20 protein-coding genes are annotated in these 21,275 nt (G+C 72.7%); 12 read left to right on the top strand and 8 right to left on the bottom strand.

What is annotated here, in order from left to right; all coding sequences use genetic code 11:
- Nucleotides 1-143 precede the first annotated feature (143 nt).
- The 6 genes from ACFYZ3_RS28200 to mscL all read left to right on the top strand — a co-directional run bounded on the left by ACFYZ3_RS28200 (nt 144) and on the right by mscL (nt 5,923).
- Nucleotides 144-1,691, top strand: a complete 1,548-nt coding sequence (locus ACFYZ3_RS28200; protein ID WP_388523221.1) for a potassium/proton antiporter — start codon at nt 144-146, stop codon at nt 1,689-1,691.
- A gap of 248 nt (nt 1,692-1,939) precedes the next feature.
- Nucleotides 1,940-3,205, top strand: coding sequence for an MFS transporter (locus ACFYZ3_RS28205; protein ID WP_388523224.1), 1,266 nt, complete (start codon nt 1,940-1,942; stop codon nt 3,203-3,205).
- 67 nt (nt 3,206-3,272) lie between these two features.
- Nucleotides 3,273-3,608 carry an FmdB family zinc ribbon protein gene (locus ACFYZ3_RS28210; RefSeq protein WP_388523227.1) on the top strand — a complete coding sequence of 112 codons (336 nt, stop codon included), beginning with the start codon at nt 3,273-3,275 and terminating at the stop codon, nt 3,606-3,608.
- A gap of 130 nt (nt 3,609-3,738) precedes the next feature.
- Entirely contained in the window at nt 3,739-4,611 is an 873-nt protein-coding gene (locus ACFYZ3_RS28215; protein WP_388523230.1) for an S-methyl-5'-thioadenosine phosphorylase, read from the top strand.
- A 250-nt stretch (nt 4,612-4,861) separates the two neighbouring features.
- Nucleotides 4,862-5,341 carry a hypothetical protein gene (locus ACFYZ3_RS28220; protein ID WP_388523233.1) on the top strand — a complete coding sequence of 160 codons (480 nt, stop codon included), beginning with the start codon at nt 4,862-4,864 and terminating at the stop codon, nt 5,339-5,341.
- A gap of 111 nt (nt 5,342-5,452) precedes the next feature.
- Complete coding sequence (gene mscL, locus ACFYZ3_RS28225) at nt 5,453-5,923, top strand: large conductance mechanosensitive channel protein MscL (RefSeq protein WP_003975627.1); 471 nt, start codon at nt 5,453-5,455, stop codon at nt 5,921-5,923.
- 25 nt (nt 5,924-5,948) lie between these two features.
- Here mscL and ACFYZ3_RS28230 read toward each other — a convergent pair whose 3' ends face one another.
- Nucleotides 5,949-6,125 (bottom strand): hypothetical protein, encoded by a 177-nt coding sequence (locus tag ACFYZ3_RS28230; protein WP_388523237.1) that lies wholly within the window; start codon nt 6,123-6,125, stop codon nt 5,949-5,951.
- A gap of 113 nt (nt 6,126-6,238) precedes the next feature.
- Between ACFYZ3_RS28230 and ACFYZ3_RS28235 the strand changes: the two genes are divergently transcribed.
- From ACFYZ3_RS28235 to ACFYZ3_RS28250, 4 genes are all read left to right on the top strand, one after another.
- On the top strand, nt 6,239-7,471 hold the full coding sequence (locus tag ACFYZ3_RS28235; protein ID WP_388523303.1) for a low temperature requirement protein A: 1,233 nt from the start codon (nt 6,239-6,241) through the stop codon (nt 7,469-7,471).
- Between the two features lie 79 nt (nt 7,472-7,550).
- Nucleotides 7,551-8,597 carry a P1 family peptidase gene (locus ACFYZ3_RS28240; RefSeq protein ID WP_388523240.1) on the top strand — a complete coding sequence of 349 codons (1,047 nt, stop codon included), beginning with the start codon at nt 7,551-7,553 and terminating at the stop codon, nt 8,595-8,597.
- A gap of 160 nt (nt 8,598-8,757) precedes the next feature.
- Nucleotides 8,758-9,981, top strand: a complete 1,224-nt coding sequence (locus ACFYZ3_RS28245; RefSeq protein WP_388523243.1) for an Ig-like domain-containing protein — start codon at nt 8,758-8,760, stop codon at nt 9,979-9,981.
- Nucleotides 9,982-10,149: 168 nt separating this feature from the next.
- Entirely contained in the window at nt 10,150-10,899 is a 750-nt protein-coding gene (locus ACFYZ3_RS28250; protein ID WP_388523246.1) for a DUF6227 family protein, read from the top strand.
- Between the two features lie 34 nt (nt 10,900-10,933).
- On the opposite strand, the gene ACFYZ3_RS28255 is transcribed toward ACFYZ3_RS28250, so the two are convergent.
- The 4 genes from ACFYZ3_RS28255 to ACFYZ3_RS28270 all read right to left on the bottom strand — a co-directional run bounded on the left by ACFYZ3_RS28255 (nt 10,934) and on the right by ACFYZ3_RS28270 (nt 16,540).
- Complete coding sequence (locus tag ACFYZ3_RS28255; protein WP_388523249.1) at nt 10,934-12,976, bottom strand: fructose-specific PTS transporter subunit EIIC; 2,043 nt, start codon at nt 12,974-12,976, stop codon at nt 10,934-10,936.
- A 127-nt stretch (nt 12,977-13,103) separates the two neighbouring features.
- Entirely contained in the window at nt 13,104-14,051 is a 948-nt protein-coding gene (gene pfkB / locus ACFYZ3_RS28260) for a 1-phosphofructokinase (RefSeq protein ID WP_388523252.1), read from the bottom strand.
- Complete coding sequence (locus ACFYZ3_RS28265; protein ID WP_388523255.1) at nt 14,048-14,809, bottom strand: DeoR/GlpR family DNA-binding transcription regulator; 762 nt, start codon at nt 14,807-14,809, stop codon at nt 14,048-14,050. Before ACFYZ3_RS28265 ends, pfkB begins: the two co-directional genes overlap by 4 nt.
- 213 nt (nt 14,810-15,022) lie before the next feature.
- Entirely contained in the window at nt 15,023-16,540 is a 1,518-nt protein-coding gene (locus ACFYZ3_RS28270) for an MFS transporter (RefSeq protein WP_388523258.1), read from the bottom strand.
- A 62-nt stretch (nt 16,541-16,602) separates the two neighbouring features.
- On the opposite strand from ACFYZ3_RS28270, the gene ACFYZ3_RS28275 reads away from it, so the two are divergent.
- On the top strand, nt 16,603-17,574 hold the full coding sequence (locus ACFYZ3_RS28275) for a helix-turn-helix transcriptional regulator (RefSeq protein ID WP_388523261.1): 972 nt from the start codon (nt 16,603-16,605) through the stop codon (nt 17,572-17,574).
- Between the two features lie 60 nt (nt 17,575-17,634).
- Here the strand turns inward: ACFYZ3_RS28275 and ACFYZ3_RS28280 are convergent, their stop codons facing one another.
- Nucleotides 17,635-18,339, bottom strand: coding sequence for a TetR/AcrR family transcriptional regulator (locus ACFYZ3_RS28280; protein WP_388523264.1), 705 nt, complete (start codon nt 18,337-18,339; stop codon nt 17,635-17,637).
- A 362-nt stretch (nt 18,340-18,701) separates the two neighbouring features.
- Nucleotides 18,702-19,700, bottom strand: coding sequence for a sigma-70 family RNA polymerase sigma factor (locus ACFYZ3_RS28285; RefSeq protein WP_361008245.1), 999 nt, complete (start codon nt 19,698-19,700; stop codon nt 18,702-18,704).
- Nucleotides 19,701-19,915: 215 nt separating this feature from the next.
- On the opposite strand from ACFYZ3_RS28285, the gene ACFYZ3_RS28290 reads away from it, so the two are divergent.
- Nucleotides 19,916-20,431: a GNAT family N-acetyltransferase gene (locus ACFYZ3_RS28290; protein WP_388523267.1), complete on the top strand. Its 516-nt coding sequence runs from the start codon at nt 19,916-19,918 to the stop codon at nt 20,429-20,431.
- Here the strand turns inward: ACFYZ3_RS28290 and ACFYZ3_RS28295 are convergent.
- A complete protein-coding gene (locus ACFYZ3_RS28295; protein ID WP_388523270.1) occupies nt 20,428-21,213 on the bottom strand; it encodes a dioxygenase in 786 nt (261 codons plus the stop codon). The genes ACFYZ3_RS28290 and ACFYZ3_RS28295 overlap by 4 nt on opposite strands.
- Nucleotides 21,214-21,275: the final 62 nt, after the last annotated feature.

Genomic DNA, 21,275 nt, shown 5'->3' on the forward strand with positions numbered 1-21,275 from the left:
AAGAAAGCGTCAAGAGTTAGGTAAGGTAACGAAGTAGTTGCCCGCAGAGCATGGCGGATTCGTGTGCCATGGGGTGGTGCGCCGGTGCACCACCGGTGCACGCCTCGCGCGCCGAGCGGGCGCGCTCGCCCGCGCTGTGATCCATGCGGTGCGCCAGGGAAAGGGAACGGCCGCTGACTGTCCACCACCTCAACCAGCTCCTGCTCGTCTGCTCGCTCGTCCTGCTCATCGCCGTGGCGGCGGTCCGGATCTCCTCGCGCAGCGGGCTCCCCAGCCTGCTCGTCTACCTGGCCATCGGCGTCGCCATGGGCCAGGACGGCATCGGCGACATCAAGTTCGACAACGCCGAACTGGTCCAGGTCATCGGCTACGGGGCCCTGGTCGTGATCCTGGCCGAGGGCGGACTCGGCACGAAGTGGAAGGAGGCGAAACCGGCACTCCCGGCCGCCTCCGCGCTGGCGCTGGGCGGCGTCGCGGTGAGCGTCGGCGTGACCGCGGCGGGCGCGCACTACCTCACCGGGCTGGAGTGGCGGCAGGCACTGATCGTCGGGGCCGTGGTCTCCTCCACGGACGCCGCGGCCGTCTTCTCCGTGCTGCGCAGGATTCCGCTGCCCAAGCGGATAACGGGCACGCTGGAGGCCGAGTCCGGCTTCAACGACGCCCCGGTGGTCATCCTCGTGGTCGCCTTCTCCACGGCAGGACCGATCGAGCACTGGTACGTACTCATCGGCGAGATCGCCCTGGAGCTGGCCATCGGCGCGGCCATCGGACTCGCGGTCGGCTGGCTCGGGTCGTGGGGGCTCAAGCACGTGGCGCTGCCCGCCTCCGGCCTCTACCCCATCGCCGTCATGTCGATCGCCATCGCCGCCTACGCGGCCGGTGCGATGGCCCACGGCAGCGGCTTCCTTGCCGTCTACCTCGCCTCGATGGTCATGGGCAACGCGCGGCTGCCGCACTGGCCCGCCACCCGGGGCTTCGCCGACGGACTCGGCTGGCTCGCCCAGATCGGCATGTTCGTCCTGCTCGGCCTGCTGGTCACTCCGCACGAACTCGGCGACGACATCCTGCCCGCCCTGGTCATCGGGCTGGTGCTCACCATGGTGGCGCGCCCGCTGAGCGTCGTGCTGTGCCTGGTGCCCTTCCGGGTGCCGTGGCAGGAGCAGGCCCTGATGTCCTGGGCGGGGCTGCGCGGCGCGGTGCCCATCATCCTGGCGACGATCCCCATGGTGGAGGGCGTCGCGGGCAGCCACCGCATCTTCAACATCGTCTTCGTGCTGGTCGTCGTCTACACCCTGGTGCAGGGCCCGACGCTGCCGTGGCTGGCCCGCAAGCTGCGCCTGGGCAAGGGCGACGAGGCGGCCGACCTCGGCATCGAGTCGGCGCCCCTGGAACGGCTGCGCGGGCACCTGCTGTCCGTGACGATCCCCGAGGGTTCCAGGATGCACGGCGTGGAGGTCAACGAGCTGCGGCTGCCCACCGGGGCCGCCGTCACGCTGGTCGTCCGCGACGGGACGTCCTTCGTACCGCTGCCCACCACGGGGCTGCGCCGCGGCGACGAACTCCTGGTGGTCGCCACGGACCCCGTGCGGGACGCGGCCGAGGCACGGCTGCGCGCGGTCGGCCACGGCGGAAAGCTGGCCGGCTGGCTCGGCACCGGAGGCACCGAGGACCCCCGCGGGAATCGCAGGTGAGCGTACGAGGGGTGCTCCCTTTCACAGGCCGCCCCTCCCCCGCCCCCTGTACGATGAAGGCCGCACCTGATCGAACCACCTCTGTCTGAAGCAGAGCTGGCGCGACCGTATGGCGGCCGGATCGCCCCCTCATCCACGCGGGCTCCGGCATCTACCGCAGTCCGCGCAAGTGGACAGCTCTCGGCGCTCCCGCACGACGACCGTCACACAGCGGGACCGCGCTACCAGGCGGCAGAAAGGCACGGGCCGTGGCATCCACGGTCACCCGTCCGGGATACGGGCAGCTGCTGCGCACCCGCGGCGCCTGGACGTTCCTGCTCCCCGGCTTCGCGGCACGCCAGCCGTTCGCCATGCTCACGCTCTCCATCGTGCTGCTGGTGCAGCACACCACCGGCTCCTACGGCGTCGCGGGCGCCGCCGCGGCCGTCACCGGCGTCTCCATGGCCGTGTTCGCCCCGTACAGCGGCCGGCTCGCCGACCGCCACGGGCAGCGCGCCGTCCTGCTGCCCGGCGTGCTCGTGCACGCGGCGTCCGGGCTGACCCTGACCGTCCTCGCGCTCGCGGACGCGCCCCTGTGGGCGCTGTTCCTGGCGGCGGTGCCCACCGGCGCCTCGGTGCCGCAGGTCGGGCCCATGGTGCGGGCCCGTTGGGCCGTGAGGCTCAAGGACTCCCCCCTGATGAGCACGGCGGCCGCCTTCGAGTCCGTCACCGACGAGCTGACCTTCGTCCTCGGCCCCCTGGTGGCGACCGCCCTGTGCACGGCCGTCGACCCGGCCGCGGGCCTGGTCACGGAGGCCGCGCTCACCCTGGTGGGCGGTCTGCTGTTCGCCGCTCAGAAGAGCACCGAGCCGAAGACCGGCGACGCCGACGGCGGGCACGCGCGCGTGGAGCACGTTTCCGCGCTGCGGGTCCCCGGCGTGCGGGTGCTGATCGTCGCCTTCCTGGGCATCGGTTCCGTCTTCGGCGGCATGCAGGTGTCGCTGGCCGCGTTCACCGAGTCCATCGGCGAGCCCGGCCTCAACGGCGTCCTGTACGGCGTCTTCGCGGCGGGCAACATGATCTCCGGCCTGGCCTGCGGCGCCATCGCCTGGAAGGTGGCCCCGCAGCGGCGCCTCCTGGTCGGCTACGCCGCCCTCGCGCTGACCGCGTCCGGCCTGTGGGCCGCGCACTCGGTGCTCGTACTGGCGGGCCTCGGCCTGCTGGTCGGCATGTGTGTCGCACCGGCCATCGTCACCGGCTACACCCTGGTCGAGGGCCTGGTCCCGGCCGGTGCCCGCACCGAGGCCTTCACCTGGCTGACCGGCGCCGTCGCGCTGGGCCAGGCGGCGGCCGTGACCGTCGCCGGACAGCTGGAGGACAGGTTCCGGGACGGCGCCGGGTTCCTGGTGCCGATGGGCGGCACGGTCCTCGCGCTGGCGGTCCTGGTGGCGCTCCGGTCGCGGCTGGCGCCCCGGTCCCACGGCCGCACCGTCGCACGTGGTGTCGGTCACCGCGCGCCCGCCACAGTGGACTGATCCCGCGGAATAGGTCACTATGGACCGTCGTTAGCACTCATCGAGTGAGAGTGCCAGGAGGAAGACAGTGCCGACGTACCAGTACCAGTGCACCGAGTGCGGCGAGGGCCTCGAGGCGGTGCAGAAGTTCACCGACGACGCCCTCACCGAGTGCCCCAACTGCCAGGGCCGCCTGAAGAAGGTGTTCTCGGCGGTCGGCATCGTCTTCAAGGGCTCCGGTTTCTACCGCAACGACAGCCGCGGCAGCTCGTCGAGCAGCTCGCCGGCGTCGTCGTCCTCGAAGGCGGCCTCGTCCTCGGCTTCGTCGTCGTCCTCGGACTCGGGTTCGTCCTCGGCGTCCTCCTCCGGATCCGGTTCGTCGTCGGGCTCCGGCAGCTCCTCCGCGGGAAGCACCGCCGCGTAGCACCCGGCTCCCACCGTCGCGCGGGACCCGGTTCCTTCCCTCCCGCCGTGTGGGACGCACTTCTTACGAGACCCTGTCGTCGCCCGACGACGGGGTCCTCGGCGTTGTACCGGGCGGTTAGGGTGCGGTCATGGCGAACAAGGTGAAGGCCGGGAACGGGCAGGCCCAGAACGAGCGGGTCGAGATCGGCGTGATCGGGGGCTCGGGTTTCTACTCGTTCCTCGACGACGTGACCGAGGTCCGGGTGGACACCCCGTACGGGCCGCCCAGCGACTCCCTCTTCCTCGGCGAGGTCGCCGGCCGGCGGGTCGCCTTCCTCCCCCGGCACGGTCGCGGCCACCATCTGCCGCCGCACCGGATCAACTACCGGGCCAACCTGTGGGCGATGCGTTCGGTCGGCGCACGCCAGGTCCTCGGCCCGTGTGCGGTCGGCGGCCTGCGCCCCGAGTACGGGCCGGGCACGCTGCTGGTGCCGGACCAGTTCGTCGACCGCACCAAGTCCCGCCCGTCGACCTACTTCGACGGGCTGCCGATGCCCGACGGCACGGTGCCCAACGTGGTGCACGTGTCGCTGGCCGATCCGTACTGCCCCACCGGCCGGGCCGCCGCGCTGAAGGCGGCCCGGGGGCGGGAGTGGGAACCGGTGGACGGCGGCACCCTGGTCGTGGTCGAGGGGCCCCGCTTCGGGACCCGCGCGGAGTCGCTGTGGCACCGGGCGCAGGGCTGGTCGGTGGTGGGGATGACCGGCCACCCGGAGGCGGCGCTCGCCCGTGAGCTGGAGCTCTGCTACACCTCGCTGACCCTCGTGACCGATCTCGACGCCGGCGCGGAGAGCGGCGAGGGCGTCTCGCACGAGGAGGTGCTGCGGGTGTTCGCGGCGAACGTGGACCGGCTGCGGGGCGTCCTGTTCGACGCGGTGGCCGCACTGCCGTCGTCCGGAGAGCGGGACTGCCCGTGCGGGGCGGCGCTGGGCGGGATGGATCCGGGGATCGCGCTGCCGTAGGGGTACGGAGGGCCCGCAGGCCGGGGGAACGCCACGTTCCGGTGAGGGAGTTGTCCACAACCGGTCCGTGGTCCACGGGCTTCGGCGGGACGCGGCGATAAGCCCCATCGTGGGAGCGCAAGCCGGTCCCTCGTCACAGGTGGTGGTCCCCGTGTTCCGTCCCGCCCTGCCCTCCCCCTCCCCTTCCCCGTTTCCTTCTCCTTCCCCGTTCCCGCTTCCGCCCGGCACCGATGCGCCGCCCACCTGCGAGGTGCCGCAGTTCGCCCCCGTGCGGGTGCGCGGCGGACGTCATCGGCTGCACCGGCTCGTACGGCACCGGCGGCGTGCCCTGGCCGCCGGGCTCGCGGTCACGGCCGCCGCGCTGGTGGCGGCGGGCCCGCATCCGGGGGCCGGCGGACAGGACGCGCGGCGGGCACGCGGACATCCGGTGGCCGATCCGGTGGGCGAGCGGCCCGCCACCCGGTTTGTGGCGGCACCGGTGCGCATCGCCGACGCGGCCACTGTGCGGCTGCTCAGGCCGGGCGACCGGGTCGACGTCGTGGCGGCCGGGGACGGCGGTGCGGACGACGCCTCGGTGGTCGCACGCGGTGTGCGGGTGACGAAGGTGCCGGAGCCCGTGGCGGATGCGGCGGCGGGCGGGGCGCTGGTCGTCGTCTCGGTGCCGCGCGCCACCGCCCACCGGCTGGTCGGCGCGGGTACCACGGAGCGGTTGGCGGTGACCCTGTGCTGAGCCCGTCAAGTCCCTCGTTCGTGGGATCGGATTGGACAGGACGGCCCAACGCTGTCGTAGGTTGCGGAGCGTTTGGTTCCTACACCTGTTCAAGCGAGGAGTGCTCCCACCGTGAGCGAGAAGAACGAGCCGAGCGTCTGGCAGGGCTTCAAGGCCTTCCTGATGCGCGGAAACGTCATCGACCTGGCGGTGGCGGTCGTCATCGGCGCCGCCTTCACCAAGATCGTCAACTCGGTGGTGGACGGGGTCATCAACCCCTTGGTCGGCGCGTTCGGCACGCAGAGCCTGGACAGCTACAGCTCCTGCCTGAAGGGCCCGTGCACCGGGACCGGCGACAGCGCCACGGGCGTGCGGATCCTCTGGGGCTCGGTGCTGGGCGCCACCCTCACGTTCCTGATCACGGCGGCCGTCGTGTACTTCCTGATGGTGCTGCCCATGTCGAAGTACCTGGCCCGGCAGGAGGCCCGCCGCAAGGCGAAGGAGAGCGCCGAGGAGGTCATCGAGGTCTCCGAGCTGGAGGTGCTCAAGGAGATCCGCGACGCCCTGATCGCACAGCGCGGTTCGGGGCACGACCGCCCGTAGCGCGGGCGGTACGGGCCCGGGCGGCTCACAGGTGGTGGGGAGGCTTCTCGTCGAGGAAGCGCTTCAGGTCGGCCGCGCTGTCGCCCTCGGGCCGCTCGCCCCAGCCGCGGTCGGTGTCGTCCGAGCTCTGCTGGTCGAGCGGGTCGTCGAAGACCAGCGCGGGCCGGGGCGCGCCGGGCTCGGGGTCGGGGGTGGTACTCATGCGTCCAGGGTACGGCTCGCCCCGTGGACGCCGTTCCCTGCTCCCCGCCCACCGCGGCGGACGGGGGGTCGCGCAAGCACGTCCGCGCCGTATCTGCTGTGCTGGGAGCCATGATGTCCAGTCCCTCCTCCGCGAGCGCGCCCGCCGGGCCGCCGCCCGACGGCCACCCACCGGTGCGCCGCCTGAAGGCCCGCCACCGGCACGAATCACACCGCGCCGCCACGCCGCTGGAGCTCTTCTTCGACCTGTGCTTCGTCGTCGCCATCGCCCAGGCGGGCGTCCAGCTGGTGCACGCCGTCGCGGAGGGGCATGCCGGCGAGGGCGTCCTCAACTACGCGATGGTCTTCTTCGCCATCTGGTGGGCGTGGATGAACTTCACCTGGTTCGCCTCCGCGTACGACAACGACGACGTCCTCTACCGGGTGGTCACGCTGGTCCAGATCGCCGGTGTGCTGGTCCTGGCGGCCGGGATCTCCCGGGCCTTCGAGGACCACGACTGGGTGGCCGTCGTCATCGGTTACCTGATCATGCGGGTCGCGATGGCGGCGCAGTGGCTCAGGGCGGGCCGGTCGGCCGCGCCGCCGGAGAGCACCATGGCCCGGAGCTACTCGGTGGGCGTGCTGCTGTGCCAGATCGGCTGGCTGGGGATCCTGTTCCTGCCGGAGGACGACCGCGGCTGGCTGTTCCTGGTGATGGTGGTGCTGGAGCTGTGCGTGCCGGCGTACGCCGAGCGCAAGCACCCGTCGTCCTGGCACCCGCACCACATCGCCGAGCGGTACGGGCTGCTCACGATCATCGTGCTCGGCGAGACCATCGCCGCGGCCACGGTCGCGGTGAAGTCGGGTATCGAGGAGAACGACGCGCTGAACGAGGTCCTTCCGATCGCGGCCGGCGGACTGCTGATCGTCTTCGCGGCCTGGTGGATCTACTTCGTGGTGCCCGTGCACAGTTATCTGAGGTCCAGCAGACAGTCCTTCCTGTGGGGTTACGGCCACTACCTCGTGTTCGCCTCGGCGGCGGCGATCGGGGCGGGTCTGGAGGTGGCGGTGGAGCAGGCCGTGGGCAAGGCGCACATCTCCGCGGTGGCGGCGTCCGCCGCGGTGACCGTGCCCACGACGGTGTTCCTGCTCACGGTGTGGGCCCTGCACGCGCGGCACTTCAAGGTGGGCGTCGCCGAGCAGCTGGTGCTGCCGACGGGCGCGCTCATGGTGCTCGGCTGCACCTTCCTCGGCGCCGAGGCGGTGCTCGTGGCGGGGATCGTCCTGGCCCTGACCGTGGCGGCCGGGGTGGCGCTGACCGCACGTCGCACCGAGCGGGAGCGGCGCGCGGCGGCTCCGGCCGCCTGAAGCACCGCCGCCTCCCGCCGGGTCCGCCGCCTCCCGCCGCCTCCCGCGCCGTCGCGGGTGGCTGGTCGAGACTGGCCGTATGACAGTTGACGCATTGACGGACGTCGCCGGTCTGCTGGTGGGGCACGCGACCCGCGCCGGGGACGGGTGGCTCACGGGGACCACGGTGGTGCTCGCGCCGGAGGGCGGGGCGGTCGCCGGTGTGGACGTGCGCGGCGGCGGCCCCGGCACCAAGGAGACCGACGCCCTCGATCCGCGCAACCTGGTGCAGAAGGTCCAGGCGGTGGTGCTGACCGGTGGCAGCGCCTACGGGCTGGACGCGGCCTCGGGCGTGATGGCCTGGCTGGAGGAGCGGGGGCGGGGCGTGCGGGTCGGCCCCGATCCGGCACACGTGGTGCCGGTGGTGCCCGCGGCCTGTGTCTTCGACCTGGGACGCGGGGGCGACTTCCGGGCCAGGCCGGACGCGGCCACCGGGTACGCGGCGGTGGAGGCGGCGCACGCGAGCACGCCGGGCGCCGCGGTGGCCGAGGGGTGTGTCGGGGCGGGCACGGGCGCCGTGGTCGGCACGCTGAAGGGCGGGGTGGGCACCGCGAGCACCGTGCTGGACTCGGGGATCACGGTGGCGGCGCTGGTGGTGGCCAACGCGGCGGGGTCGGTGACGGATCCGGAAACGGGGGTGCTGTACGGGGAGTTGTTCCGGGGCGGGCGGGTCGCGTACCCGGCGCCGGAGGTCCACGAGGCCGCGGGGCGGCGGCTGGCCGAGGTCGCGGCGAGGAACGCGCCGCCGCCGCTGAACACCACGCTCGCCGTGGTCGCCACCGACGCCGGTCTGTCCAAGGCGCAGGCGCAGAAGCTGGCCGGCACCGCGCACGACGGGATCGCGCGTGCGGTACGGCCCGTGCATCTGCTCAGCGACGGGGACACCGTGTTCGCCCTGGCGACCGGGGAGCGTCCGCTCGACGCCGGGCAGCCGCTCGCGCTGAACGAGGTGCTGGCGGCGGGCGCGGACATGGTGACGCGGGCGATCGTGCGCGCGGTCCGGGCCGCCGAGCCGGTGGACGGTCCGGGCGGGGCGTGGCCGTCGTACGGCGAGCTGTACGGCGGACCGGGAGGCCGGGGGGTCTGAACGGGCCGTCGCCCCGGGCCGGTTGACCCGTCCGTGTTGCGATTGTCCGGGTTTTGTCACGTGACGGCGTTTCCGGCGGCCGGTGGGAACCCCACGGGTCGCCGGGCCCCTCTACACGGCTGAAGCGAACATCGCACAACACCCGAACCTGGAGCAGCCCGTGACAACGCCGGACATAGCCACGCGGCGCGTACTGGGGGCCTGTGCCGCCCTGGTGGTCGGCGCCCTCACCCTCACCGCCTGCGGCGGGAGCGCCAGTGCCGACGACAAGCAGGACGGCAAGGGCGGCGCCGGGTCCGCCGACACCTCGGTCGCCAAGCTCGTGATCTCGGCGAAGGACGGGTCGACCGGCGCCTCGATCAACTCGACCGGTGTGAAGGTCAGTGACGGCAAGCTCACCGACGTGAAGATGACCGTGGCGGAGAGCGGTGCCGCCGTACCCGGCGCGGTGTCCGGCGACGGCGGCAGCTGGAAGCCGAAGGAGCAGCTGGAGCGGGGCACGAAGTACCGGATCACGGCACGGGCGAAGGATGCGAACGGCCGCACGGCCGCCGCCGACTCGGTCTTCACGACCGTCTCCTCGGACAACAGCTTCGTCGGCACGTACACCCCGGACGGCGGCAGCACGGTCGGGGTGGGGATGCCGGTGTCGTTCACCTTCGACAAGGCGATCACCGACCGGAAGGACGTGCAGTCGCACATCTCGGTCACCTCCAGCAGCGGGCAGGAGGTGGCCGGGCACTGGTTCGGCGCGCAGCGGCTCGACTTCCGGCCCGAGGAGTACTGGAAGGCCGGTTCCAAGGTCACGATGAAGATCAACCTGGACGGGGTGGAGGGCGCGAACGGCCTCTACGGCGTGCAGAAGAAGACCGTGACCTTCACCGTGGGCCGCGCGCAGGTCTCCACGGTGGACGCGAACACGCAGACCATGACGGTGGTGCGCGACGGCAGGACGCTCAAGTCGGTCCCGATCTCCGCGGGCAGCGCCGCGAACCCGACGTACAACGGGCAGATGGTGATCTCGGAGAAGTCCGAGCAGACGCGCATGAACGGGTCGACGGTCGGGTTCGGCGGCGAGTACGACATCCCGGACGTGCCGCACGCGATGCGGTTGAGCCAGTCGGGCACCTTCATCCACGGCAACTACTGGTACAGCCGCGGCAACCCGCCCTTCGGCGCCCAGGGCACCAGTCACGGCTGTGTCGGACTGGCGGACGCGCAGGGCGCGCAGGGCGACACCCCGGGCAAGTGGTTCTACGACAACTCGCTGATCGGGGACGTCGTCATCGTCAAGAACTCCCCGGACGAGACGATCGCGCCGGACAACGGGCTCAACGGCTGGAACATGCCCTGGAGCGAGTGGAACGCCCAAAGCGCGGCCTGATCGGCCTGTGACCAGGGTTTTTTGACGGTTCGTCGGGCCGCGCGGAAACTTTTCGCGCGGCCCCCGCGTTTTTCGTGCGTACGTTTTCTCGGTTCCCGGACATGATGTCCGACCGAGGGGCTACGGTATGCACCCACAAGGTGACATGCAGCAACGCCGGGAGAAACCTTGAGCGTTCCGTACGAGACGGCAGCGTACGAACCACCCGAGTCGCCCGAGTCTCCGGAGGAGCACCTCATGCGACTGCTGGGTCGCGCCCTGAACTCCTTCGAGCTGCCCGAGGAGACCATACGGCGGCTGGACTGCGCGCTGGCGCACGACGGTTCGCTGCACTCCGCGCACCACAGCGCGGGACTGCACCGCGAGACGTACCGGCACACCTGGCTGCTCGCCGACGGTTCGGCGCTCACGCTGTGGGAGCTGGTCCACAACACCGCCCCGGGCAGCGAGCCGCAGCACGAGGTCTACCTGGACGAGGAGGAGCTGCGCGCCGCGGGTTCCCGGCTGGCCCTGCCGCCCGAGGCCCCCGACTTCGAACTGCCGGTGCAGGTGCAGTTGTCGCCCGTCCCGGCCCCGCGCCACGCCTACGTCCCCGACGCCTCCGCGGACCACGCCCGCAGGCTGCTGCGCCGCGCGGAGAACGCGGACCGTCCGGACGCCGGCCTCGCCGACCGGCTGTCGACGGCGTGCGGGCACCAGATCACCCAGGCCTTCGGCGGTCCCGGCCGCGCGGGCCGCACCCGGGTCGGTTTCTCGCTGTACGAGCACGCGTTCCTGCTGCACGACGGCGTGGAGGTCTCCCTGTGGGAGGTCGAGCACACGGCCACCCCGGACGGGCGCCACATGTGCGAGGTCTACGACAGCGAGGACACGGCCCGCCGGGCGATGGAGCGGCGCGCGGCCCAGGTCTCCCCGTAGCGCGCCCCGCTCCACCGGCCCGTCGTATCGCGTCCTACGCGGCCACCGCCTGCTTCGCGCCCGGCGTCGGGGACGACGGGTCCGCGCCCCCGCCGGGTCCCTGGACGGCCGCTCCCGGCGCCGCCTTGCGCAGCCCCTTGAGGACGATCACCAGAGCCGTGGTGACACAGACCCCGGCCGCGACGGCGACCAGGTAGAGCAGCGGGTTGCCGATCAGCGGGACCACGAAGATGCCGCCGTGCGGGGCACGCAGCGTCGCACCGAAGGCCATCGACAGGGCGCCGGTGACCGCGCCGCCCACCATCGAGGACGGGATGACGCGCAGCGGGTCGGCCGCGGCGAACGGGATCGCGCCCTCGGAGATGAAGGAGGCGCCCAGGACCCAGGCGGCCTTGCCGTTCTCGCGCTCGGCGGCGTTGAAGAGCCGGCCGCGCACGGTGGTGGCCAGGGCCATCGCCAGCGGCGGGACCATGCCGGCCGCCATCACCGCCGCCATGATCTTCATCGCCGACTCGCTGGGGCTGGCGACCGCGATGCCCGCGGTGGCGAAGGTGTAGGCGACCTTGTTGACCGGGCCGCCGAGGTCGAAGCACATCATCAGGCCGAGCAGCGCGCCGAGCAGGACGGCGTTGGCGCCGGACAGGCCGTTCAGCCAGTCGGTCATGCCCGACTGCGCGGACGCGATGGGCTTGCCGATCACGACGAACATCAGGAAGCCGACGACCGCCGCCGAGACGAGCGGGATCACCACCACCGGCATGATGCCGCGCAGCGCCTTCGGTATCGGCACCCGCTGGATCGCCAGCACCACCGCGCCGGAGATCAGACCGGCCGCCAGACCGCCGAGGAAGCCGGCGTTGATGGTCAGCGCGATCGAGCCGCCGACGAAGCCGGGGACCAGGCCCGGCCGGTCGGCCATGCCGTAGGCGATGTAGCCGGCCAGCACCGGGACGAGGAACGCGAAGGCCACGCCGCCGATCTGGAAGAGCAGCGCCGCCCAGCTGTCCGCCTGGGTCCACACGAAGTGGTCCATCACGGAGGGCGCCTTGTTGATCTCGTAGCCGCCGATCGCGAAGCCCAGGGCGATCAGCAGACCGCCCGCGGCGACGAACGGGACCATGTAACTGACGCCGGACATCAGCCACTTGCGGAGCTTGGTGCCGTAGCCCTCGCCGGACTCGCCACCGCGCTCGACGGGCGTCGCGCCCGGGGAGGCGGAGGTGACCTCACCGCGGGCCGCCTTGCCGCGGACCTCGCCGATCAGCTCTCCCGGCCGGTTGATGGCGGCCTTGACGCCGGTGTCGACGGTGGGCTTCCCGGCGAAGCGGTCCTTCTCGCGCACGGCGACGTCGTGGGCGAGGATCACTCCGTCCGCCGCCGCGATCACCGCCGGGTCGAGCCGCGTGAAGCCGGCCGAGCCCTGCGTCTCGACGACGACCTCGACGCCCTCCTCGCGACCCGCGTTCTCCAGCGACTCGGCCGCCATGTAGGTGTGCGCGATGCCGGTGGGGCAGGAGGTGACGGCGACGATGCGGAAGGGGCGCTCGGGCCCGCCGCCGTCCTCGCCGGTGCTGCCCGGGGCGGTCTCGGCGGAGGCCGCCGCCGAGACCGCCCCGGTGTCCTCGGCCGGTGCCGGCTCCTCCCCGCGGATGAGCGCTGCGGCGCCCGCCGCGTCGCCCACCGAGCGCAGCGCGGCGGTGAACTCGGCGTTCATCAGCTGCCGGGCCAGCGAGGAGAGGATCGTCAGGTGGGCGTCGTCGGCGCCCGCCGGAGCGGCGATGAGGAAGATCAGGTCGGCGGGTCCGTCCGCCGCCCCGAAGTCGACACCGGCCGTGCTGCGTCCGAAGGCGAGCGTCGGCTCGGTGACGTGCTCGCTGCGGCAGTGCGGGATGCCGATCCCGCCGTCGAGGCCGGTCGGCATCTGCGCCTCACGGGCGGCCACGTCGGCGAGGAAGCCCTCCAGGTCGGTCACCCGGCCCAGGGCCACCATCCGCTCCGCGAGGGCGCGCGCCGCGGCTTGCTTGGTGTCGGCGGACAGGTCGAGGTCGACCAGGTCCGCGGTGATCATGTCGCTCATCGCGGGCTCCTTAGCTCGCGTATCGCCCGGAACGTGGGGTGAGGGGCGGGGGCGGGGAGGGGGACGGGGGCACAGCGGTGGGGGCTGGGGACGGCCCCCGGGCGGAAGCGGGGGGCGGGGCGGGGAGTCATGGCGCCGGCTCCCCCAGTACGCGGTCCACGGGTACCTCGGCCGTGACCGTCACGGCGGCCGGGTCCAGGTCGTGCGGCGTCGGCATCACACTGCCGGGCAGCTGGACGGCGGCGGCGCCGTGCGCGACGGCGGCGGCGAGGGCGCCGGGACCGGTCCCGCCGGCGACGAGGAAACCGGCGAGGGAGGAGTCCCCGGCGCCGACGTTGCTGCGTACGGCGGCCACGCGGGCGGTGCCGAACCAGGTGCCCGCCTCGTCCACGAGGAGCTGCCCGTCGGCGCCCAGGCTGGCGAGCACGGCCCTGGCGCCCAGCTCGCGCAGCTCCTCGGCGGCCTTCACGGCGTCGCCGACCGTGGCCAGTGGACGCCCGACGGCCTCGGCCAGCTCCTCGGCGTTCGGCTTGACCACGTCGGGCCGCTCGCGCAGGGCCCGCAGCAGGGCCGGTCCGGAGGTGTCCAGGGCGATGCGGACCCCGGCGGCGTGCGCGCGGGCGACCAGGTCGGCGTACCAGGACGGGGCCAGGCCGCGGGGCAGACTGCCGCAGCAGGCGATCCAGTCCGCGCCGGGCGACTGGCGGCGCACGGTCTCCAGGAGCAGTTCCCGTTCGGCCGGGGTGAGTTCGGGGCCCGGCGCGTTGATCTTCGTCAGGACGCCGTCGGCCTCGGCGAGCGCGATGTTGGAGCGGGTGGGTCCGGTGATCGGCACCGGTGCGACCTCGATGCCCTGCGCGTCGAGCAGGTCGGCGACGAGCGCGCCCGGTGCCCCGCCCAGCGGCAGCACCGCGACGGTGCGCCGTCCGGCGGCTGTCACCGCGCGCGAGACGTTCACGCCCTTGCCGCCGGGGTCGACCCGCTCGCCGGTGGCGCGGACGACCTCGCCGCGGTCGAGGGAGGGCACCTCGTAGGTGCGGTCCAGCGACGGGTTGGGGGTGACGGTCAGGATCATGCGCGTACTACTTCCGTGCCGGCGCGCTCGATGTCGCCGGCGTCCTCGGGGGTGAGTCCCTTGTCGGTGATCAGAAGGTCCACGTCGCCGAGGGCGCCGAAGCGGGCGAAGTGCTCCTGGGCGTACTTGGAGGAGTCGGCCAGCAGCACCACGCGCCGGGCGGCGGTCAGGGCGGCCCGCTTGACGGCGGCCTCGGCGAGGTCGGGGGTGGTCAGTCCGTGCTCCACGGAGAAGCCGTTGGCCGCCACCACGGCCATGTCGGCGCGGATCTCGCCGTACGCGCGCAGCGCCCAGGCGTCCACCGCGGCGCGCGTACGGTGGCGCACGCGCCCTCCGACGATGTGGAGCTGGATGCCGGGGTGGTCGGCGAGGCGGGCCGCGATGGGCAGGCTGTGGGTGACCACGGTCAGCGAGGCCTCCGGCGGGATCGCCGCGGCCATGCGGGCCACCGTGGAACCGGCGTCGAGGATCAGCGTGCCCTCGGCCGGCAGTTCCGCGAGGGCCGCCCTGGCGATGCGGTCCTTCTCGTCGGCGGCCGTGGACTCGCGCTCGGCGAGGTCCGGCTCGAAGTCGAGCCGGCCGGCCGGGATCGCGCCGCCGTGCACCCGGCGGAGCAGTCCCGCGCGGTCGAGCGCCTTGAGGTCGCGGCGGATGGTCTCCGCCGTCACCTGGAACTCCTCGGCCAGCGACACCACGTCCACCCGGCCGCTGTCCCGGGCGAGCCGGAGGATCTCCTGCTGCCGCTCCGGTGCGTACATGACCGTTCACCTCCGACCCGTGCCCGAACCTGTGGTTTCGCTCGGAGGCTACGCCTGCTTGTCCGGAATGTAAACAGGAAGCAGAAACACTCGGACACAAACAGACGTGAACGGGCAACGACATGAAGGAGGGCGGGCCCGGCACCTTCGTGCCGGGCCCGCCCCTGTCCGCCTACTCCTGTCCGCCCGTCCGTCCGGCGCGCGTCCGCGGTCTCAGACCAGCGCGGGCTCCTTCTCCTCCGCGCGGTCCTCGGCCGGGCCGCCTTCCACGTGCTGGGCCGACCGCCGGGGCAGCGCGAACATCAGCAGGAAGATGACGGCCAGCACCGCGGCCACCCACCCCAGGGCGTTCTGGAAGGCGTCCACGTAGGCGGGGCCGATGCGGTCGGGGGTGAGGCGGTCGCTCATCGTGCCGAAGAAGACCACCGACACCAGCCCGAGTCCGAGCGCGTTGCCCATCTGCTGCACCGTGTTGATGAGCCCCGACGCCGACCCGGCGTGCTCGCGCGGCACCTGGGAGAGGACCGCGTCGGTCAGCGGCGCGACGATCAGGCCCATGCCGAGGCCCATCACGACCAGCGGCAGCGCCATCTGCCAGGACGTGATGGCGAGTCCGTAGCGCCCGGACTCCCAGATGTAGAGGAGCACTCCGGCCGCCATCACCAGCGCGCCCGTCTGGAGCACCTTGCGCCCGAAGCGCGGGACCAGCTTCTGCACCGAGATCCCGGCGGCCGTGGAGACGGCGATCGAGAACGGTACGCCGGTCAGTCCGGCCCGCAGCGGGCTCCAGCCGAGCCCGAACTGCATGTACAGCGTCCACACCAGGAAGAAGACGCCGAGCGCGACCCCGAAGACGGTCTGCACGGCGATCCCGGCCGCGAAGCTCTTCACCCTGAACAGCGACAGCTCCACCAGCGGCGAGCCGTCCCGCGCGCTCTTGCGCCGCTCGTAGGCGACCAGGACCGCGAGGACCACCAGCGAGCCGGCCATCGACAGGTGGCCCCACAGCGGCCAGCCCAGCTCCTCGCCCCGGGTGAGCGGGTAGATCAGCATCAGCAGGCCGAGGGTGACCAGCGCGACCCCGACCAGGTCCAGCCGGAGGGCGCGCGGCGCCTTGGACTCGGTGATGAAGCGGCTGCCGAGGACGAGGCCCGCGATGCCGACCGGCAGGTTGATGAGGAAGATGGGCCGCCATTCGAGGCCGAAGAGGTTCCACTCGGTGAGCAGGGCGCCCAGCAGCGGGCCCGAGACGGCCCCCAGCCCCACGATCGCGCCGAACAGCCCGAAGACCTTGCCGCGTTCGTGCGCCGGGAAGGTGGCGTGCACGATCGACAGCACCTGCGGCACCATGAGCGCCGCCATGCCGCCCTGGAGGATGCGGGAGGCCACCAGCATCTCCGGGTTGGCGGCCAGGCCGCACAGCGCCGAGGCGAGGGTGAAGCCGCCGATGCCGACGAGGAAGACCCGCTTGCGGCCGTGGATGTCGCCAAGCCGCCCGCCGGTGATCAGACCGGCCGCGAAGGCGAGGGCGTAACCGGCGGTGATCCACTGGATCTGGCTGAAGGAGGCGCCCTCGTCCCGCTGGATCGAGGGGATGGCGATGTTGACGATGGTGACGTCCACCAGGTCCATGAAGGCCGCGGTCATCACGATCGCGAGGGCGAACCAGCGACGCCGGTCGCCCGCCGCGGGCGGGACGGGAGCCGGTTGCGGGGTCTGCTTGAAGGTCATGGGAGGAACGTATGCGGCCAGTAGGTCGGATCGTGTCCTAGATATGCGGCATCCTCACACGCATGACGACGGACACTCCGGCCCGGCTGCTGACCCTCCTCTCCCTGCTCCAGACGCCCCGCGAATGGCCCGGCGGCGAGCTGGCCGACCGGCTCGGGGTCTCCCGGCGCACGGTCCGGCGGGACATCGACCGCCTGCGCGAACTGGGCTATCCGGTGCAGGCGACGATGGGCGCCGACGGCGGCTACCGGCTGGTGGCGGGCAAGGCGATGCCGCCGCTGGTCCTCGACGACGAGGAGGCGGTGGCCATCGCGGTCGGGCTGCGGGCCGGCGCGGGGCACGCGGTCGAGGGCCTGGACGAGGCGTCGGTGCGGGCCCTGGCCAAGCTGGAGCAGGTGCTGCCCTCCCGGCTGCGCCACCGGGTCACCACGCTCCAGTCCGCGACCACGCCGCTGACCAGCGGGGACGGAGCGAGCATCGCGCCCGAGACGCTGACCGTGATGGCCTCGACGGTGGCCGGGCACGAGCGGCTGCGGTTCGCCTACTGCGCGGCGGACGGCAGCGAGACGCGGCGCGTGACGGAGCCGTACCGGCTGGTGTCGACGGGGCGGCGCTGGTACCTGGTCGCCTACGACCTCGACCGGGACGACTGGCGGACCTTCCGGGTCGACCGGGTGAGCGAGCCCTTCGCGACGGGGGCGCGGTTCGCTCCCCGGGAGCTGCCGACCGGGGACGCGGCCGAATACCTGCGGCGCTCGATGCAGCGGCGGCACGACTCCTACGGGATCACGGTCGTCTTCCACGCACCGGCCGAGGCCGTCGCGCCCCTGCTGCCGCACTGGATGGGAACGCCCGAGCCGGTGGACGGGTGCACGTCGTGCGTGGTGCGGGCGACCGTGTCCGGCCCGGTGGAGTGGACCGCGGCCCGGCTGGCGACGACCGGTCTGGAGTTCCGGGTCCGGGAACCGGCGGAACTGGTGGAGTGCGTACGGGAGCTGGGGGCCCGGCTGGGACGCGCGGCGGGGTCCGGCTGACCGGCGGGCCCACGGAGCGACCGGCGGCGCGACCGGCGGCGGGGTTCGCCCGGGGGCGGCTCACCCCTCTACCGCAAACCCCGCCTCCCAGGCGAACCCCCGCAGCACCTCCAGGTTCAGCAGCGCCTGCTCCAGGGGACTGCGTGCTGCGTGCGAGGCGGACGACGCCCAGTACTCCGCCGCGACGCGCACGGACGCGCCCGCCACGGCGGCCGCGAAGTGCAGCCGGGGCGAGGCGGCGAGGCGGGCGGCAACGTTGTCGTCGCCCCCGGACATCCGCGCGGCCAGCGCCTGGACCAGCCCCCGCTCCGTGGAGTGGCAGACCTCCGCCCACACCTTGCGCAGCGCCGGACTGCTCTCGGCCAGGCGGATGAGGGTGCGGGCCCACTCCCAGGAGGGCGCCGACACACCGGCGCCCGGGGTCAGCGTGTGCCGCACGGCCTGTTCCAGTGCCTCGGGCGGGGACAGTTCGGCCGGGGCCTCGCGCACCGCCCGCACCCAGCGCTCGGCGCCCAGGGCGTAGAGCGGGGCGACGGCCTCTTCCTTGGTGGCGAAGTAGCGGTAGAAAGTGCGCGGGGCGACTCCCGCCGCCCTGGCGATGTCCTCGGCCCGGGTGGCCCGCAGGCCCTGTCCGACGAAGAGGCGGGCCGCCGCCCGGGCGATCTCCATCCGGGTCTCGGCCTTGCGCCGCTCGGTCAGGGAGACCGGTCCGGCCGGTTCGGGTCCGAGGCCGGGTCCGGGGAATGGCGGAATGGTGCTGCTCACTTCGGCAGGCTATGCCGCTGTGGCAGAATCTGCCATTCGGCGGGCCACCCCGGGGTTCAGGTTCGGGGTGCCCCGCCTCCCCCGTGACGTGGAAGGAGCCGGGCTGCGGCGCCCCAGGGGGGAGGGGCGGCCGAGCCCGGCTCGGGAAGTCCCGGCGCCGGGGGGAGTGCGTCGGGACGTGGTCTCCAGTGGTGCCGCGGTACCGGCTCGAACGTCTTGTTCCCGGCCGACGCGGATTGAAGCAGCGTTGTACGGCCATGTTCGCGCCGGGTCCGGCACCCGGCGTACGCCCCATCCGCCCCGTCACGCCCCCACGTCACGCGGCATCCGGGCCGTACGGCCGGCGTGGTCCTGCGGCCGGGTCAGGCCGCCGCCTCGAAGCCGGTGTCGCGGGCCAGCTTCTTCAGCTCCAGCAGCGCGTGCTTCTCGATCTGGCGGATGCGCTCGCGGGTGAGGCCGTGCTCCTTGCCGACCTCGGTCAGCGTGCGCTCGCGGCCGTCGTCGATGCCGTACCGCATCTTGATGATGGAGGCCGTGCGCGGGTCGAGGCGGCCGATGAGGTCGTCCAGCTCCTCGCTGCGCAGCAGGGTCAGCACCGACTGCTCGGGCGACACGGCCGAGGTGTCCTCCAGCAGGTCGCCGAACTGGGTCTCGCCCTCGTCGTCCACCGACATGTTCAGCGAGACCGGGTCACGGGCCCAGTCGAGCACGTCGACGACGCGCTCCGGCGTCGAGCCCAGCTCGGCCGCGATCTCGGCGGGCTCCGGCTCGCGGCCGTGCTCCCGGTTGAACTCGCGCTGCACGCGCCGGATCCGGCCCAGCTCCTCCACCAGGTGGACGGGCAGCCGGATGGTGCGGGACTGATCCGCGATGGAGCGGGTGATGGCCTGACGGATCCACCAGGTCGCGTACGTGGAGAACTTGAAGCCCTTGCGGTAGTCGAACTTCTCGACCGCGCGGACCAGACCGGCGTTGCCCTCCTGGATCAGGTCCAGGAGCGGCAGACCGCTGCGCGGGTAGCGGCGGGCGACCGCGACGACGAGGCGGAGGTTGGACCGGATGAAGACGTCCTTCGCCCGCTCGCTCTCGTCGATCAGGGCCTGGAGCTCCTCACGGGTGGCGTCCGCCCCGGTCTCCTCGTACCCTTCGAGGACCTGCCGCGCGAACACACCCGCCTCGATGGTCTGGGACAGCTCGACCTCCTTGGCGGCGTCGAGCAGCGGTGTCCGGGCGATCTCGTCGAGGTACATGCCGACCAGATCGCGGTCGGCGAGCTCGCCGCCGTTCGCGCGGACGCTGGTTGCCGAGCCGGAGGTCTCGCCGGTGGCGGACTTACGACGGGCGACGGCACGGGTTGCCATGCGTGCTCCCTTGCGATGGTGGTTCAGCGGGTGGTCCGGTGGACGCTCGGGCTCCTTGCGGGGTGGTCTCCGTGTCTCCAGCCCCTCTCGGGACTCTCCTCGGGTGCCCTGCATCCGATGGAAACAACGACTGGAATCCGGACAGAATTCCCAACCTGCCCCTCGATTTTTCTGATCATGCAGTACCCTGTGCCGCCACAGAGGGAGGGGCGGCCATGCCGGGAACTGCCGAGGTCCAGGTCAGACCGGGAGTCGAGGAGGATCTCAAGGAACTCACCGACCTCTACAACCACTACGTACGTGAGACGCCCATCACGTTCGACACCGAGCCGTTCACCCCGGAAGAGCGCCGCCCTTGGCTGCTCTCCCACCCTGAAGACGGCCCGTACCGCCTGAGGGTTGCCACGGACGCGGACTCACAGGAGATTCTGGGGTACGCCACATCCAGCCCCTACCGCGCCAAGCCCGCCTACGCGACCTCGGTGGAGACCACCGTCTACGTCGCTCCGGAGGCCGGCGGCCGCGGCATCGGCTCGCTCCTCTACACATCGCTCTTCGACGCCCTGGCGGGCGAGGACCTGCACCGCGCCTACGCGGGCATCGCGCAGCCCAACGAGGCGTCGGGGCGACTGCACGCGCGCTTCGGCTTCCGGCACGTGGGCACGTACCGGGAGGTGGGCCGCAAGTTCGGCCGGTACTGGGACGTGGCCTGGTACGAGAAGCCGCTCTAGCCGAACTGCACCGACCGCTTCGCCAGCCCCATCCAGAACCCGTCGATCACCGACCGCCGCGTGTCCAGTTCGCCGGCCGCGTCCGCCGCGCCCATGGTCACGAACAGGGGCGCGAAGTGCTCGGTGCGCGGGTGGGCGAGCCGTCCCGCCGGGGACTTGTGGGCGAAGTCGAGCAGTCCGTCCACGTCCCCGCCCTCGAGCGCGCGCCGGCCCCAGTCGTCGAACTCCGCGGACCAGGAGGGGATGCCGCCCTGGCGCAGCGCGGCCAGGTTGTGGGTGAAGAAGCCGGAGCCGATGATCAGCACGCCCTCGTCGCGCAGCGGCGCGAGCCTGCGGCCGATCTCCATGAGCCGCGCCGGGTCGAGGGTCGGCATGGAGACCTGGAGGACCGGGATGCCGGCGCCGGGGTACATCTCCACCAGCGGCACGTAGGCGCCGTGGTCGAGGCCGCGGTCGGGGACGTCCTGCACGGGCGTGCCGGGGGCGCGCAGCAGCTTGCGCACGGACTCGGCGAGCGCGGGCGCGCCGGGCGCGTCGTAGCGCACCTGGTAGTAGTGCTCCGGGAAGCCCCAGAAGTCGTAGACGAGGGGGACGGTCCGGGTGGCGCCGAGGGCGAGCGGGGCCTCCTCCCAGTGGGCGGAGACGACGAGGATCGCCTTGGGGCGCGGCAGGTCCGCGGCCCAGGCGGCCAGTTCGCCGGGCCAGACGGGGTCGTCGGCGAGCGGCGGGGCGCCGTGGCTGAGGTAGAGGGCGGGCATGCGCTCCCGGGCGGCGGCGGCCATGACTACTCCAATACTTGAACTCTCAATCTCTACTTGCCATCAATCTACGCGGATTTTGTTTA

Source organism: Streptomyces sp. NPDC001599 (genome assembly GCF_042893535.1).
GTDB lineage: Bacteria > Actinomycetota > Actinomycetes > Streptomycetales > Streptomycetaceae > Streptomyces.